Source organism: Clostridium sp. ETTB3, assembly GCF_053571985.1.
On the sequence record NZ_CP199832.1, the window covers coordinates 2,546,768 to 2,562,950 of the forward strand.

Here is a 16,183-nt window from a genome sequence, read left to right on the forward strand (position 1 = left end):
TATAAATTTTACCAATTACCCCTAAATAATTAAATAACCCTCATTAATTATTTATTATTAAATAATACTTTTTTACCATTTTATATAAATAAAGTATTATTATTTTTACTACCTATTAACTTTATACTACAATTTCTTTAGCAGATATTATTTCTCTTTCAATTAAATTAATTTGAGTATCTACTGTAAATTGATTTGCAGGTCTAGTTACCTTAAAGAATCTTATATTTTTAGCTATATCAATACATTGTTTAAAATATACTGAATCCATTTTTCCTAAATGTTTGATATATTCACCCCTATATATATTTTGAATTATATTATTTAATTTTTCACTACCTCTTAATTCTTCAATAGTAACTTCATCTACATCACCAACAGTTAACTTTACTATTGCAGTTAATTCCTTTGGCTCATAAATAAATTCATCTTTAGCAGGCACTATATATTTAACTTCTTTATCACTCATAAATGATGTAAAAGCTTCTTTATTATATCCAAAATTATTCATAGCAGATTCACATAATTTTTGATATGGAAATCCTGGCATTACATATGGAACTTTATCTATCTTGATTCCAGCAACATCATCAGATATAAACTTATATCCCCTTTCTCTTAATGCCGTAGTTAAAGTAGATTTTCCTGCTCCTCTATCCCCTGTAAATATTACGGCTTTATTATCCATTTCTATTACTCCACCATGAATAGCTACCATTTTTCTTTGAAGCATAATAAATCCTAAACAGCTACACATTACATAAATTTTCATAAGTTTCATATCTGCATTATCACATAATTCTACTTCTATCTTATTTCCATTAGTTATACAATATGTAGCTATATTATCTATATGAAACCATATTTTATTTTGATATAACTGAATTTTTCTATCTTCTAAAATTGATTTTTTTATTTCTTGATCCATTTTTGAATATTTTATTACTACTAAATCATCATTAAAAATATTACTTATTTTTTCAAATTCATCTATTTCTATTTCAGATTTTATATTCAATCCATATACACAATAATTGTTTAACACCATTCTCTTATACCCACTCTCATAATTTTGATAATTATTAATTTTATTATACTATTATATAATTTGGTGATAAATTACACTATAGTATTAAATTTATTTACTACTTCTTTAATCTTAAAAATATTTAAACTTAATTATTCTCTTTAAGATACTGAAACTGCTTCTAACTTTGGTGTTATAGATTCCTCTGGTTCAAATCCAGGATTAGCTGGTTTATTTAAATATTGACACGAATGGTTATGCTTTATATTAAGAATAAGAACTTATGTAGCTCCACAATATTTACAACTCCATAAAACCTTCTCTTGCTCACCAACTTCTTTTGCTACATTTACTTGTTCATAGCAATCATCTTTCGTATATTTTACTCCTAAATTCATAAATTCTAGATTTAACCACTCTTTCTTCATTCTTTTTTCCTCTAAAATTTAACTTATTAATCTAAAATATTTTTTAACAATTTTACTGAAATAAAATCATTTATTCATACTACATTCTAATTTTTAATTTAATTTTATAGATAATTAACATTTATTACATTTTCAAAATATTTATATACTCATTTTGATATAATACTAAATATTACTTTTAATACTACCAATACTTAATCATTATATTTTAAAATTATTTCCTTAATAATGATTCAACCTTATTTATAAATTCTTCTTCACTTATATTTATGGGTAATCTTTTTCCATTTAAGATCATAGTTGGAACCTCTTCTAAGTTTATTTTACTTTTTTCTTTAGTTATAATTTTTAAATCATTTATATTCTTTTTGTTCTCATCTTGACTCAAATTTAAAAATTTAATTACCTCTTCATTAGATTTAAAATCTCTCCATTGCCTTTGAGTTGTGTATATTTCTAATAATTTTTCAAAATCTAATGATTGTTCTTCACTCATATGTTTATAAATTACTTCATCATATTCAAATCTCGTAATATCTATTGGCTTTTCAATTAATCTTATCGTACCATCTTCAATAAACCTCTTTATACTCTCGTGTAATCTTTCATGCATTGTAGCACAATCAATACATTGAAAGCTTGTATAATTAATTATCTCTATTGGTGCACTTTCATTTCCATAAACTAATCCAGCTTCTCTATCATTACTTGAGCAACCAATAAAAAAAACACATATATTTATAATTAATAAAAAATATGTAATCTTGATATATACTTTTCTTATTATAATCTCCCCCTATTAATATAATTAAAAATAATACATTACTATAAAAGCAATGTATTATTTTTAATTTTAGAAAATATTTTTATGATAATTTACAACCATTTGGATGAGCTGAATGCCAGTGCTCTATTAATCCTCTTAAAGCTCCAACTGGAGTAAAATAAATATATCCTGATTCTGCTCCACAGCACCTACACTTATATCCAAACTTTCCAAGACATGCTGGATTTGCACTTCCATCAATAGATTTAGCATCAACTTTAGATCCATCATCTCCTAAAACCCATCCATCATATTCCTCTTCATGAGTATATTCTACGTTTAATGATTTAATTGCAGGATTGTTCCAATTTTTTTTCATTATATTCACCTCTTTTTTAAATTTTTTTAAACATTTTATAAATTCATCTCTAAATTTGTGCTGAAATTTAAGAATAAATAAATAAATAAATAAATAAATATGCTTTATAAAAATTTTACCTTATATGTAATATTAAGTAAATAATATATTTCTGTTACTTCTTTAAATAAATCATACTTCTTTATAGCTAATAATAAATAATAACCAATAGTAATACTAATTGTTAATAAAAATATATAAAGATGGTCATTATTCATATCCTATTATGAGATATATAATAATCATTATGAATTTGTAATATCAATAAATATAAATAGTTATTTTAATTTTAATAAATATTTAGAACTTAAAAATCTAAACCTAACTACCTTCATTGAAATATAACATGTCTAACCATCAATGCTAAACATATTTTCATATATTTTCAAGATTTAAATTCTTAATCCAAAATTTATTATCTTAAAATGGATTAAATATAAAAATTATCTACTTTTATGAATATAAAATTTTAATAATATATTAAATATTATATTTACTTATAGTTATTGATGTATTTAGCATTATCAACTTTTCTATGTTATAACTTATTCTTAATTCCCCTATCTTTTTAAATATACTATTAATAAGTTATTTTTTCATAATTACTATTGTAATTATTCTATAAGATAAATTACAATATCAAGTGCAACACTAATTAATTGCAAAAAAAATAACCCATACGGGTACGTTCATGCTAAAGTAATAATTGACTAGAAAACCACTTTAAAGGACGTGACTGTATGAGCTATAAACATATTACTATAAATGAACGTTGTTGTATAGTAGAATATTTAAATTTAGGATGGAGTTTATCTAAAATAGCCAAAGAACTCAACAGAAATAAATCAAGTATTTCAAGAGAAATTAAAAGAAACAATCTTAATGGAAGATACAAAGCTCATGTAGCTCAAGATAAATATGAAAACAGAAGAGTTAAATGTAAACCTCATGGAAAAATTGCTAACGCTTCGTTAGTAAACTATGTTCAAGAAAAGCTAAATAATCACTGGTCTCCAGAACAGATTTCAGGTCGTCTAAAACTTGAATTTAATAAACAAATAATTTCATTTAGCACTATATACTCTTGGCTATATAAAGGTATTTTGGAGCACTGTTCCGTTGACCTGCTTCGCAGGAAGGGTAAATTACTAAAACCAAGAGAAACTCGAGGTAAATTCAATATAGGGAAAACAATAAGTCAAAGACCTAAAGATGTAAGAAAAAGATTAGATATTGGACACTGGGAACTTGATACTATTGTTTCAAGTAGGGGAAAATCTAAGGCGTGTCTTTCAACTTTCGTTGAAAGAAAAACACGTTTAACAAAAATCAGAATAATGCAAAATAGAAAAGCTTCTACTTTTAATGAACATTGTATTATTGCATTAGGCAAATTTGGTAGGAATAATTTAAAATCATTGACTGTAGACCGTGGTAAAGAATTTGCTGGATATTTAGAGTTAGAAAATAAATTAGACTTAGATGTGTATTTTGCTGATGCTTACAGTTCATGGCAAAGAGGAACTAATGAAAATACAAATGGCTTGATTAGATAATTCTTTCCTAAAAAATTTGATTTTTCTACTATAAATCAAAATCATGTTGATATTGTTGAGGATATTTTAAATAATAGACCACGGAAATGTCTTGGATACAAGACACCGTTAGAAGCATTTAACGAAGAACAAGCTAAGTGTTGCACTTAGCTTGACAATTCGTCATAAAATAAAAAAAGAGCCAATCCAGAATTCTAAATATTGAATTCTGAATAAGCTCAAACTAAATCTTAAACTTTCATCATTTAATTTAACTTATACTACTATTTCCTAATTATATTTGATTTTATCAAATTTTAAAATATACTTTTTCCTACATTAATTAACTTAATATCAACTAATAATTCATCAAAATAATCTTGCTTAATTTCTAAAATTATCTCTTCCCCATTATATTCCTCAGGAATGACATAAGTAAATTTAGTACTTCCATCAGGAAATTTGAAGGATTTTGGTGACCAAAAATATATACATATCTTTTTAAAATCATTTTTTCTATTAGCTGGAATAGTAATTATATGATCAATTATATTTCCCCTAAAACAAATGGAGGCTGTATTCCTTGAGTGTACATTATTTTCAATCACAAAATTTGGTGATATAATAAAATTTGACTTAACATTTGAAGTTATAGTTGCATTTTCAGTTAAAATTATATTTTCCCTGTATACTCTTGAAATAAAAAAATCATCCTTTGAGTATACCTCATAACACTCTCTATTTCCCCAATCTATAGTTTTCTCTTTTATTATGGTATTATTATTACTACTTACAAACCCATAGTTTTTTGCTGGATAAACATAATTTCTGGTAGAATTTTTTCCAAAATCAACAATTAAATTTCTACTTTTACTATCAGTATAATCTGCTGTTGGTTCTTCTAAATAAAATATACAGTCTTGGAATTGTCCATATATAGGACTCCATGCCCATTTCCCTGAAGCTTCCCACTTATCAATAAATTCTCTTCTAAATCTAACTGTACAATTTTGAATAAGAGGAAATCTCGGATAACCTTGCATATGACTTTTAATTCCATCTGTATATTGTAAATCTGAATTAATAATAGTAAATTGTCTTCCACCATAGTCATAGAAAAAATTTCTTAATATACAAGAATCTATAATTACTCTTCTAAAATATCCAAAGGTGCTTTTATTAGGTGTTCCATTATAATCTATTAAGCAATCTCTAATTATACAAGTTATAGGTTGCATTGATCCATATACATAAGTTTCTCCCTCATCTTCATTTTCCCTCATAGTAAATCCTGCATTATTACCAGTCTTAATTAGAAATACTCCATTAGAATTACCCTTTAAAACACAATTTTCCATTAGAAAATTTCCTTCTGTCATCCCATTAGCAACCCCATAACTATTTGCAATTAACTTTGAATTAGTAAGTCTTATTCTTCTAATTGCTGATGTCGCTTCCCATCCTGTAGTTAAATCTGATGCACTTTCATACTCAAAGTCTATACCTGCTCCTGGATTCCTATTTCCCCACCAACATTTAGTAATTTTATCTTTACAAAAACCAGTATAAGAAAAATCACAATTATCAATTACTCCATCAGCACCAGCACTAAAAGTTAATCCTTGCCTCCCACAATAGTAAGCTCTACAATTTTTCATCGTTATATTTAGATTTCCTCTAGGATTATCATCATAAAAATTACTTACTGATCCACCTAATGCAAATCCATCTGATTCACATCCATAAGCTTCTAAATTCTCTAAATAAATATCTTTACACCCGTGAACACAAAATCCATCCCCCATATTTTCAGCTGTTCTAACTCCTGTATAAATACAATTATTTTCTGAATCGTGAATAACAGTTCCATTTTTTATTGTTACTTTATCACATCCTATTAATCCAATAAAAGTATATGGAAGTACTGAACACCTTGAACCACCAAAATTATAATCAGATTTCAACTGCCACTTAGCAATCTCTTTAAATACTGAACCTTGAAAATCTATATTAATAAATCTTTTATTTTGTATATTTATCATACTTCTAGCATCACCAATATGCTTTATACCAACTTCCGTCAATACAACGTTTAATGTATCTACTCCACTTCTTAATGCATGATTTATATAGGTTCCTGGTTCAAATTTTAAATCCACTGAATCTTTATCAATAAAAAACTCTGATATTTTTATATAATTTAAAAAGTTATCATGTTCAACTTTTTTATTAGATACGTTCTCTTGTAACTTTCTATTTATAGTAATATATTTATTTTCATAATCTATCTCTTTAATTAATGCACAAAGCCATGAAAGTTCTGTTTTTCTAACATAACATCCATCTTCAATGGCTATACCTTGCCCTACTTCAAAATCTAAATTATACAAATCTTCAATATATATTTTATTACTGCCTTTACTACCACTACATATACTTGAAACCTCACTATAAGAACACCCAAACTCTGATGAATAGTAGGTTCTATCTTCTCCAAATAAAGTGTCATTAATTTCATTTAATAACTTCAAATTATCTTTAATATCATAAGTTTTTAATAAATTTTTATCACCATCGTAAGCTTCATCTATAATGATACACTGTGAATTTTCATCTAAAATTATAGTTTCATTTTTTAATTCTTCTACTTCTGGTATTGCTAATTCATAGTAAATATTAAACTTTTTATTCTCATGAGTTCTAAAATATTCTTTTAACTCCTCTGCATCTTTTGGAATTGAATCATTTTCAAAAAATGATAAATCTAAATGGACACATATAAAGTCTGGATATGCTACATTAATACCAACTTCTTTTTTGGTCCATAATGATATATTAGGATATTTACATAATATTTTTCCCTTATCCCTTATTGAACTTGGTAATCCCATTTTATTTAAATAAATCATAAACCAAAATTGATTATCAGAGCTACTAATATAATCTTTAGAATAATTAACTCCTCGTCCCCCTGCAAAATAACAGTTTTCATCTACAGTGAAACTCTGAATTTTTTTTGTATATACTAAATTATCTAATGAGTCATATACACTATCATCTATTTTATTTAAAACTGGAATATTAAAGTTATAATATTTATCATCAGATTTTATTCTAAACTTTCCATCTCTTGATATACTTTTATCACTTTTATAGTCATTAATATTAATAATAGTATTTCCTTTAATAATTAAATTTCTTTTGTTTACTATAATACCTTGATTATTTTCATTAACTACTGAAGACATAACTATATCTTCCTCCTAAAAATATACTATATTAAATTTTATTCTATTTATTTAAATTTGATATTGCTTTTTATAATTAAAATTAATAATAGTATAAATTCTTAACTTATTATTAACATAAGTATTATATATTAATTAACGTAAATGAAAATATTAATAAATCAACTACAATAACTAGTAACTACACTTTGTCTAAAATATTTTAGCTCATAAAAAAATTAAGGTAGTAAGTATTTTTTGTTTTACTTACTACCTTATTATTACAATTCTAATTTTTTTAATAGTTTACTTCTATTAGTTGATACAGATATAGTTGAGAGTAACATTCCAACTTTATTTTTAGTATTATAATTCTTATTAAATAATCCCTCAATCAAATGATGAATCCATGCAATTTGTACTAAAATTTTATACTTTTTAGCATAATTATATTTATTATTCATTTCGTTAGGTGATGGAAATAATAATCTTATAAACCTTCCTATTATTCTAATATTACTACTTCCACTTTCTGTATCCTTATCAAAAGCTAATTCTCTTCCAAACATATTATCAGTATTTTTATTTCCAAAAACTCCAGCTTCAAAAATATCATCTATTACTAGATTTATAGTTTTTTCATTTATATCATAAATAGAATTTAATTCTTTTGGAATCTCCATATTAAATAGTTTTTTACATACATTAAAAATAGCTGCTGTAAATTTTTCCAACTTACATTTTTTTATTTTTTCATTAAAAAGAATCCAATCTATTTCTTTTCCTTTTTTTTCAACAACTAATACTAAATCACATAATTGTCTTACTCCAAATCCCTTGTGAGAAAAATGTGATGCCATATGAACACAAAGATGAACTGCTAGGTCCTCCCATGATAATGATAAAGCTTCTGCTTCTCCAACCTTAACTGTCATAGCATTATCCCATAAACTATCTTCAAAAGATCTATCTCCTTTAAAAAAATCCTCATTTAATAATGTCCAATGGACCTCTATGCATGAATTTTCCTTATTAAATACTATATGAGCACCATGTTCATCTTCATGTTTTGTCTGTTTATAATTCATTTTAACTAAAATTTCACTTACCTTTTCTAAATCATCTTTATGAACAATTATATCTGCATCAGACATAGTTCTTAAATCTGGATTTGGATATAAATATCTAACTACAAGCCCCTTTAAAACTATAACTTCTATACTCTCTTCTTGTAATTCTTTCAGTATCTCAGCAGTTTGTTTTATATGTCTAACTTGATTAATTCCACTATAAAAAACTTGTTTTTTTAATGAATTCAGCCTTTCTTTATCTAAAGACTTTATTATAGAACTTCTATTTATTGAGGAATATATTAAAGATGTAACACTATGTTGTCTGGCTTCTTCTAACAATTCATCCCAATTTACTATTTCATTCTCATCGAAATTAATCTTTCTACCATGAATAGCTGAATTTATCATTTCTATTAATTGTTTCTGTGTTTTGTTCATAAATTACTCCCCCAATAACCATCTATTCTTTGTTTTTTAATATTAATACATCTATCTGTGGAATGTTAAACAATCTAAATCTTAAAATTTTATAATCCCCACTAGCACCTAATCCTCTGCTAATATATTGTTTATATCCTCCCCATTCAGTTAGACCACTAACTTCTTCTTGTTTTGGAAAAAATCTTGTTCCATAAGGATTTGTATTAGGTATAAATATAGCTCCTAAAAAAGGTATTCTATATTGTCCTCCATGATAATGCCCCGCTATTACTAAATCGTAATCTGGTAAATTTCCTACACTTACCTCTTCATAATATCTTCTATCTCTAGGATAATGCGTAAGAACCATCTTTATATCTTCATCCTTTGTTTCTGGATATTGTTTTTCATAAGTTTCTTTATTTAGAAATTGTGATAATACTAACTTTTGTCCATTTCTTTCAATTACATAAGGTTTATCAAGTAATATGCATCCTTTATTTATAAGTTGCTGTCCTATCTCTGTAACTTTATTGGTAGTATCATCAATAGCTATTAATCCTGCATTACCATCTACATAAAAAATATTATTTTTATTATTTATTCCATCTAATAATTTAATAAACCCATCACTTTTTTCTATATCATTGTAATCACTCATATCTCCAGTAATAACTAAAATATCATAATCTATTGAATTTATTTTATCTATTAAGTATTTTTGATCATTCATAAATATTTTGTTATGAAGATCTGTTAATTGAAGTATCTTGAAATCTTGAAACTCTTCTGGTAAATTTTCTATTTCAACATTTGTATAAACTACTTCTACTATATTATTTAATATGATATTATATATTACTATTACTAACATACTTAATAGTAGAAGTAATAATATTCTCTTTTTCTTCATAATAAAATACTCCATTTATAAATTAATTAAATACAACTTTTCCTTTAATTTTTATAATCATACTTTTTCCTATATCGTATAAATATTTAAACTCTTCAGTTCTATAGAATAATAAAAAATAAATAACATTAGGTATTAAAACACATATTATCCCTTTATATACTAAACTAAATAATCCAGCTCCTAAAACTAAAATGTTACAAGCAAATGTTGTTATAGCTCCAACTATTATAGTTAATATTAAATATATACAATACTTTTTAAAATATTCTGCTACTGACATATTAAAAACTTTATTATATACTAATTTGGGTTGAACCCATAGTGGAATGGATATAGTACTAATAGCAGTACCTATTAATATTCCTGCTAACCCCAAATACTTTGCCAAAATAATTGATACTGATAAATTAATAAAAGACTCAATTAAAGGTATATACTTATCTTCTTTAAATATTCCCGCCTTAGTTTTAAATGTGTTTACACTACTTCTTAACCCAGTTAAGTAAAAATTGACAATACTTATTACCAGAACTAGCTTATTTAATATCATATCTTTTCCAAAACACCATCCTATAAATGGTTCTAATAAATTATATAAAAATATTGCTGCAAATGAGTAAATCCAAAAATTAATTAAATATACTACTTTAAATATTTTATAACTTTTTTCTTTACTTTCAGTTGCTATTAAATTTCCTACACTTTGACTTATTCCCTCTAAAACTTGTTTAACAACGGTTGATAATTGATTAATTACTAGAGTATAATTTGAGTAAAATCCTACAGCTTGTATACTTACTAATGCTGATATTAAAATATTATCAGTACCAAAAACACAATAAGATCCAATATTGTGTAAAAAAATTGCTTTAACATTAGTAATTAAATTTTCTTTTACTTGTTTTTCAACATAATATTTTTCTCTAGTATTAATATATGGATATTTATTATTAACAATTCTACCATTCCATATGTTTTGTACTACAAATATTCCTGCTTCAATTAATAGATATAAAACATAGTTCTTTGTATAATATAAAATTGCTATTTTAGATAATGTTGTTACTATATTAAATATAAGATTATATCTTGCTAATACATATCCCTTTTGATCAGCATTTATTAAAGACCATCTATGTGCATTTAAATATGAAATCATATTTTTTGCTACAAATATAAAATAAATAAGTGTTAAATATGGAACACCTGTATAATCTCTCATTAATGATCCTAAGAAAGGATATAGGCATATACTTAAAAATAAAATTACTATTGCTAAAATACCATATAATTTTTTATATAATTGAACTAGTGCAATTATTCTAGGTCTATCATCATCTGCTAAAGGTTTATATAAATTAAAAATAATACTTGTTCCAATACCACCTTCAACAAGACTTAGCATAGATATAACATTGGATAATAATCCATTTATACCCAGATATTCTGTACCTAAATTATCAATAAAAACTTTTCTTGATAAAAACCCTAAAACTGTAATTACTATTTGAGTTAAAATATTTATGCCTATATTTCTTATTACATTCTTTGTCCTCATATTTATTTCCTCACACCATATTTTCTATTATCATAAGATAAATCACCATTTATTATTATAATATTAGTTTTATAATCTCTTTATTATAAGAACCATCATTTTCATTACTTATATTAATATCTCCCGTTCCTTCATTTACATATTTATTTTTTAACTTAACTTTTTCAGTAACTTTTTGTAAAAACCATTCATATTCAATATCAATATGACCTACATCAATAGCTTGATATCCTAACTTATTTAAATCATATGCTAATACCGTAGCTGTAGGTCCTAAAGCTATTAAAATTAACTTATCTTTAGAAATAGTTTTTGCTTCATCTAAAATATAATTATATTTATTAAAGGCATTTTTAGCAGGACATATAATTCTTTTTATTGATTTTATATTATTGAATAAATCATTACCTACTCCTAATCTAGTTTGTTCTCCTTCAATAATTACAACATCCCTGTTATCCCAAATCTCTTTTAAATTATTAAATAAATTTTCACTTTCCTTTTTATCTTTTAAATCTATATATGGTCTAGTAATCTGAGTATCTCCATAAGTTCTATTTTTATTTATATATTTAAACCACCATATTCTTGAATCCTGTAAATGATTATCCCAATACTTTTTACACTTTTCCGTACACCAATTTGTATCATTCAACATGCTTGGTATACAAATTAATATATCTTTATCATTACTCTTTAATATCTCCTTTAATCTTTTTGATAGTTCAATATTTTTCTCCTGAAACCCGATTTCAGTATTATTAATTATAAATAATTCTCCATCACCAAATCTAGCTACAGATAGTTTATTCTTTTTTATTAAATTAATAGTTTCATATCTATTTAAAATTTTAAATTTATAAACTTTTTTTAAAATATTATTACTAATTCTAAAAATTACTTGTTTTATCTTCATAAATCTTACCTACTTATATACTTTTTTATTGATCTCTTAATTACATTATTAATCTGTAAATACCTTTTATGTTTAATATTTTTATTAATCCATTTTATTATTTTCATATAATCTTTAAAATTAGTTGGAGATTCAGAAATATAATAATCAAGTGTTAAAAACATTTGTTCATTTAACCAATTTTCAGTTATTTTATCTCTAAAATTGCTCATATTCCTAGCTAAATTATATATTTTATACTTTTCGTCAAGATTCTGAATAATAAAATCTGAAGAGCATCCTTTCGAAATATTATTATTATGAATTCTATATACTCCTACTATATTTTTTATAAATTCTGGATTTCCACCTAATAGAGCTCTTAGATAGATAATAGTATCATTTACCATTTTAACTTCATTTAAATTAACATATTCTAATATTTTTTTATTGAATATAGTTGTAAATGTTGATTGTGGCTTAGGGTATTTTACAGTTTGAAAGTTATTTAAATACTCAACACATGTTACTTTCTTGTTAAAATTCAATATACTTTCTATAAGTTCATCTTTTCCTTCTTTTTTAATATAATTATTTGCTGAAACAAATGATAAATTACTATTTTCATTAAACTTCTTAATTGCATCACCAAAAAAATTATAATCAGTATAATAATCATCATCATCTAAAAAAACTATATATTTCCCTTTTGCCTTATTAAATCCCTTTAATCTGTTATATCCTGGTCCTTTATTAATATTATTTTTAAAATAATATATATTGTCATAATTTTTATAATTATTACATATTAATTCTCCTGTCCCATCTATTGAATTATCATCAACTATTAATATCTCTATATTAGAATAATTTTGTTTTAAAACACTATCTATTGCTTCCATCAAATAACTTTTTCTATTATAAGTCGGAATTATAACACTAATTAAATCTACTCCATATGTTAGCTCTTTATCTTCGCACTCAATATTATTCATACTAAACTCCCTTGGTTAAAAATTCATCTAACTTTTTAAAATGATTTTCAGCATTAATAACTTGCTTTTTAACCGATTCATTATTATTTTCAATCCAACTATAATCAATATTAATCTTATCTAATTTCTTAATATTATAGTATGGACCCTTAAATTTAATATCCTCCAAAACATTAGTCATTTTCTTACTATAAATTAAAGGCAAAATAGGCTTTTCAAAAACTAAACCTAATATCATTGCATGAAATCTACTTGCAACAATTGCCTTTGCATTAGCCAATACATCTAAAGCTTCATTTATATTAGTTTCATAATAATAACTATGTATTTTATTTTTATATTTATCAGGAATTAATGACATTATGGCACTTACTGCATCTTCATCACCTTCGCTTTTGCAAAATGACATTAAGGTTACTTCTAATCCCTTATTTATAAACTCAATGCACATTTCCTTAATCTTCTTATAGTAAGAAAAATCTTCTCTTTGTAATTCTTCTCTATAGGATGGTCTTATAACTGATACTACAACTGAATTGCCTTGCTTAATTTTTACTCCTTTTAATCCAAAAACAATATCATCTGCTATTCTAGTATTATTTAAATCTTTAAACATTTCATAAGAATACTTTTCTCTAAAACATATGTCTGTATATTCCTTAAATATTTTCTTATGCTCTAAGTAGTATTCTTCATTATTAAATGGCCCAAAATTTACCCCTAATAAATAAAAAGGCTTATCCTCTCCTTTCATTTGCTTGATATAATTTTCAGTATATTCTCTCCAATTGTCTCCTTGAATAAATAATGAACCTCCAATATATACTCCTCCATCTGAACTTTCTACTAACTTTCTATCAACATAATTATTTACACCAAATTTTCTAGCAATAAAATTTATTACTCTATTTAGCTTATCTTCAGAAGAACAAATTTCTAAATTTTTATTATCTTTAAATATATCTTTATAAACATTTGGTGCATATAAAACAAATTGAGTATTCGGATATCTTTCACATAGTATTTTTATAAACAAATCATCACCTAAATTTTGCTTTGTATATGCATAAACTTTCATCTTTTTCATAACTCATATTCCTTTACTCTTTTAAACTTTACAAAATTCTTTTATATTATCATATTTATTATTTAACCATCCTATATAATCAAAGTATTTTTCATATACACGTTTTCCAAAAATATTAGACATATTAGTCACTAACCCAATTTGATCTTTATATGGATCTGGATAATTTACATACACGCATGAGTTATATTTATATTTTTTAGTTGTAAAAATTATTTTATTATCATATGGGAGATTTTCAAATCTTTTTATTATCTCTTCACTACAACCATCTCTATCTGCCATAACAATAAACAATTTATCATAATTAATTCTTTTTTTTCTCTCATTCCATTTGCTTACTGCATCTTCAAAATTACTATAATGAACAAAATTAATAATAATATCATCTAACTTTCCAACTGGATAATTTTTATCTGTTTTTACTTCTTCAATTTTATCAATACTCATATAATACTTCATATTTTCTAAAAGTTTTATAAAATATTTAGGTTCTATACTAACATTAATAGTAGGACTTAAAAACTTACTCATTGTATCATGATACATTAATCCACCAATACATGTTTGTGATATTATAGTAAAATTTTTATTTTTGATTTTTTTACTATCTCTTTTATTTTTCCATAATTCTCTATTAAAATTTCCTATTTTATTTAATATTAGTACTTTAAATTTATATAAATCCATTATTATTACTTCCTTTATTGATAAATTTCTTCTAACTCTAAAACAACATTTTTAATATCATATTTATTTAATTTTTCATTATCAATATTTCCCTGCTTATTTTGACTAATATATTCATCAATTGATTTTGCCCAATTTTGAACTCCTATTTCTAACGGTAAAAACTCACACAACCCTATATCAGCTTCTTCAGGAACATAGTTAGATGCAAAACATTGTACTCCCATAGCCTGTGCTTCTATAAGAACTATACCTAACCCCTCATATAATGATGGTAATAAAAAATAATCCATAACACTTAATATTTCAGGTATATTAGTATCTTGAGGTAATATATCAACATACTCTTCAATACCTAGCATATTAATTTCATTTCTAATTTTACTTTCTAATGAACCATGGCCAACTATGGTTAATTTAGAATTTTCTCTAAGTTTTATAAATTCACTAAAAACTCTAATTAGAAATAATTGATTCTTTTCTTCCTCAAATCTACCAATATTAATAAAATTAATACTGTCTACTTTTATGTTATATTTATTAATAACTACATCTTTATTAACCTTTGATTTATTAAATTTATTAAAAGATATACCATTAAAAATAACTTTAGTTTTCTTATTTTTAAAGCAATCCTTACCAAACATTTCTTTGCAAGCCTCTTTACTACATCCTAATCTATATGGATCTAATTTATTGATAAGCTTATTCCTTATAATTGAATATAATTTTATTTTAAATTTAATTATTTTATTATCATTATCTGGTGTAAATGCACTATGGGAATGAACACATATACACTTAACCTTATTTATATATGCTGCTATTAAAATAGAAATAACTCCTTTACATTGATGTATATGTATAACATCATATTTTCCTTTTTTTATATTATTATTTATTAAATAAAATAACTTAATAAATCTAGGTATAAAAAAAGGAGCATTTTCATTTTTTATATTAATTACCTTTGCATCTAACTCTTCTACCTCTTCCTTATAATATTCTTTATTTCCTAGAGTTAAGAAATAATCTATTTTATAATTATCCTTAATAATATTTCTATTAACATTTAAGCAAAAAGTTTCCTTACCACCATTATCTAAATCATTTAAAAAATATAATATTTTTTTTTGCTTATTCTCCAT

The 16,183-nt window shown here is 24.2% G+C and carries 14 protein-coding genes; 1 reads left to right on the forward strand and 13 read right to left on the reverse strand.

Features of this window, described 5'->3' with window-relative positions; translation table 11 throughout:
• Nucleotides 1–121: 121 nt before the first annotated feature.
• The 4 genes from ACUN06_RS12205 to ACUN06_RS12220 all read right to left on the reverse strand — a co-directional run bounded on the left by ACUN06_RS12205 (nt 122) and on the right by ACUN06_RS12220 (nt 2,600).
• Complete coding sequence (locus tag ACUN06_RS12205; protein ID WP_294126117.1) at nt 122–1,048, reverse strand: hypothetical protein; 927 nt, start codon at nt 1,046–1,048, stop codon at nt 122–124.
• Nucleotides 1,049–1,308: 260 nt separating this feature from the next.
• The gene (locus ACUN06_RS12210) at nt 1,309–1,455 is read right to left on the reverse strand and encodes a hypothetical protein (protein ID WP_449389887.1); all 147 of its coding nucleotides are present in this window, start codon (nt 1,453–1,455) and stop codon (nt 1,309–1,311) included.
• 214 nt (nt 1,456–1,669) lie between these two features.
• Nucleotides 1,670–2,245, reverse strand: coding sequence for a thioredoxin domain-containing protein (locus tag ACUN06_RS12215; protein ID WP_307986424.1), 576 nt, complete (start codon nt 2,243–2,245; stop codon nt 1,670–1,672).
• Nucleotides 2,246–2,321: 76 nt separating this feature from the next.
• Nucleotides 2,322–2,600, reverse strand: coding sequence for a hypothetical protein (locus ACUN06_RS12220; RefSeq protein ID WP_449389888.1), 279 nt, complete (start codon nt 2,598–2,600; stop codon nt 2,322–2,324).
• 779 nt (nt 2,601–3,379) lie between these two features.
• On the opposite strand from ACUN06_RS12220, the gene ACUN06_RS12225 reads away from it, so the two are divergent.
• Nucleotides 3,380–4,195 carry an IS30 family transposase gene (locus ACUN06_RS12225; protein ID WP_449389889.1) on the forward strand — a complete coding sequence of 272 codons (816 nt, stop codon included), beginning with the start codon at nt 3,380–3,382 and terminating at the stop codon, nt 4,193–4,195.
• Nucleotides 4,196–4,491: 296 nt separating this feature from the next.
• Here the strand turns inward: ACUN06_RS12225 and ACUN06_RS12230 are convergent, their stop codons facing one another.
• The 9 genes from ACUN06_RS12230 to ACUN06_RS12270 form a co-directional block, all read right to left on the reverse strand.
• Nucleotides 4,492–7,422: a right-handed parallel beta-helix repeat-containing protein gene (locus tag ACUN06_RS12230; protein WP_449389890.1), complete on the reverse strand. Its 2,931-nt coding sequence runs from the start codon at nt 7,420–7,422 to the stop codon at nt 4,492–4,494.
• Nucleotides 7,423–7,682: 260 nt separating this feature from the next.
• On the reverse strand, nt 7,683–8,912 hold the full coding sequence (locus ACUN06_RS12235; protein ID WP_449389891.1) for a nucleotidyltransferase domain-containing protein: 1,230 nt from the start codon (nt 8,910–8,912) through the stop codon (nt 7,683–7,685).
• 22 nt (nt 8,913–8,934) lie between these two features.
• Nucleotides 8,935–9,807 (reverse strand): metallophosphoesterase, encoded by an 873-nt coding sequence (locus tag ACUN06_RS12240; protein WP_449389892.1) that lies wholly within the window; start codon nt 9,805–9,807, stop codon nt 8,935–8,937.
• A 22-nt stretch (nt 9,808–9,829) separates the two neighbouring features.
• Complete coding sequence (locus ACUN06_RS12245) at nt 9,830–11,368, reverse strand: lipopolysaccharide biosynthesis protein (protein WP_449389893.1); 1,539 nt, start codon at nt 11,366–11,368, stop codon at nt 9,830–9,832.
• A gap of 55 nt (nt 11,369–11,423) precedes the next feature.
• Entirely contained in the window at nt 11,424–12,284 is an 861-nt protein-coding gene (locus ACUN06_RS12250) for an SP_1767 family glycosyltransferase (RefSeq protein WP_294126123.1), read from the reverse strand.
• A 5-nt stretch (nt 12,285–12,289) separates the two neighbouring features.
• Nucleotides 12,290–13,258, reverse strand: a complete 969-nt coding sequence (locus ACUN06_RS12255; protein ID WP_294126124.1) for a glycosyltransferase family 2 protein — start codon at nt 13,256–13,258, stop codon at nt 12,290–12,292.
• A gap of 1 nt (nt 13,259) precedes the next feature.
• Nucleotides 13,260–14,345 carry a polysaccharide pyruvyl transferase family protein gene (locus ACUN06_RS12260; RefSeq protein ID WP_449389894.1) on the reverse strand — a complete coding sequence of 362 codons (1,086 nt, stop codon included), beginning with the start codon at nt 14,343–14,345 and terminating at the stop codon, nt 13,260–13,262.
• A gap of 21 nt (nt 14,346–14,366) precedes the next feature.
• Nucleotides 14,367–15,035 (reverse strand): DUF1919 domain-containing protein, encoded by a 669-nt coding sequence (locus ACUN06_RS12265; protein WP_294126126.1) that lies wholly within the window; start codon nt 15,033–15,035, stop codon nt 14,367–14,369.
• Between the two features lie 14 nt (nt 15,036–15,049).
• A complete protein-coding gene (locus ACUN06_RS12270; RefSeq protein ID WP_449389895.1) occupies nt 15,050–16,183 on the reverse strand; it encodes a glycosyltransferase in 1,134 nt (377 codons plus the stop codon).

Coding starts and splice junctions, on each gene's coding strand:
- ACUN06_RS12230 (WP_449389890.1), bottom strand. CDS start 7,422: ATGTCTTCAGTAGTTAATGAAAATAATCAAGGTATTATAGTAAACAAA.
- ACUN06_RS12270 (WP_449389895.1), bottom strand. CDS start 16,183: ATGGAGAATAAGCAAAAAAAAATATTATATTTTTTAAATGATTTAGAT.
- ACUN06_RS12205 (WP_294126117.1), bottom strand. CDS start 1,048: ATGGTGTTAAACAATTATTGTGTATATGGATTGAATATAAAATCTGAA.
- ACUN06_RS12255 (WP_294126124.1), bottom strand. CDS start 13,258: ATGAATAATATTGAGTGCGAAGATAAAGAGCTAACATATGGAGTAGAT.
- ACUN06_RS12265 (WP_294126126.1), bottom strand. CDS start 15,035: ATGGATTTATATAAATTTAAAGTACTAATATTAAATAAAATAGGAAAT.
- ACUN06_RS12250 (WP_294126123.1), bottom strand. CDS start 12,284: ATGAAGATAAAACAAGTAATTTTTAGAATTAGTAATAATATTTTAAAA.
- ACUN06_RS12225 (WP_449389889.1), top strand. CDS start 3,380: ATGAGCTATAAACATATTACTATAAATGAACGTTGTTGTATAGTAGAA.
- ACUN06_RS12210 (WP_449389887.1), bottom strand. CDS start 1,455: ATGAAGAAAGAGTGGTTAAATCTAGAATTTATGAATTTAGGAGTAAAA.
- ACUN06_RS12245 (WP_449389893.1), bottom strand. CDS start 11,368: ATGAGGACAAAGAATGTAATAAGAAATATAGGCATAAATATTTTAACT.
- ACUN06_RS12260 (WP_449389894.1), bottom strand. CDS start 14,345: ATGAAAAAGATGAAAGTTTATGCATATACAAAGCAAAATTTAGGTGAT.
- ACUN06_RS12235 (WP_449389891.1), bottom strand. CDS start 8,912: ATGAACAAAACACAGAAACAATTAATAGAAATGATAAATTCAGCTATT.
- ACUN06_RS12220 (WP_449389888.1), bottom strand. CDS start 2,600: ATGAAAAAAAATTGGAACAATCCTGCAATTAAATCATTAAACGTAGAA.
- ACUN06_RS12240 (WP_449389892.1), bottom strand. CDS start 9,807: ATGAAGAAAAAGAGAATATTATTACTTCTACTATTAAGTATGTTAGTA.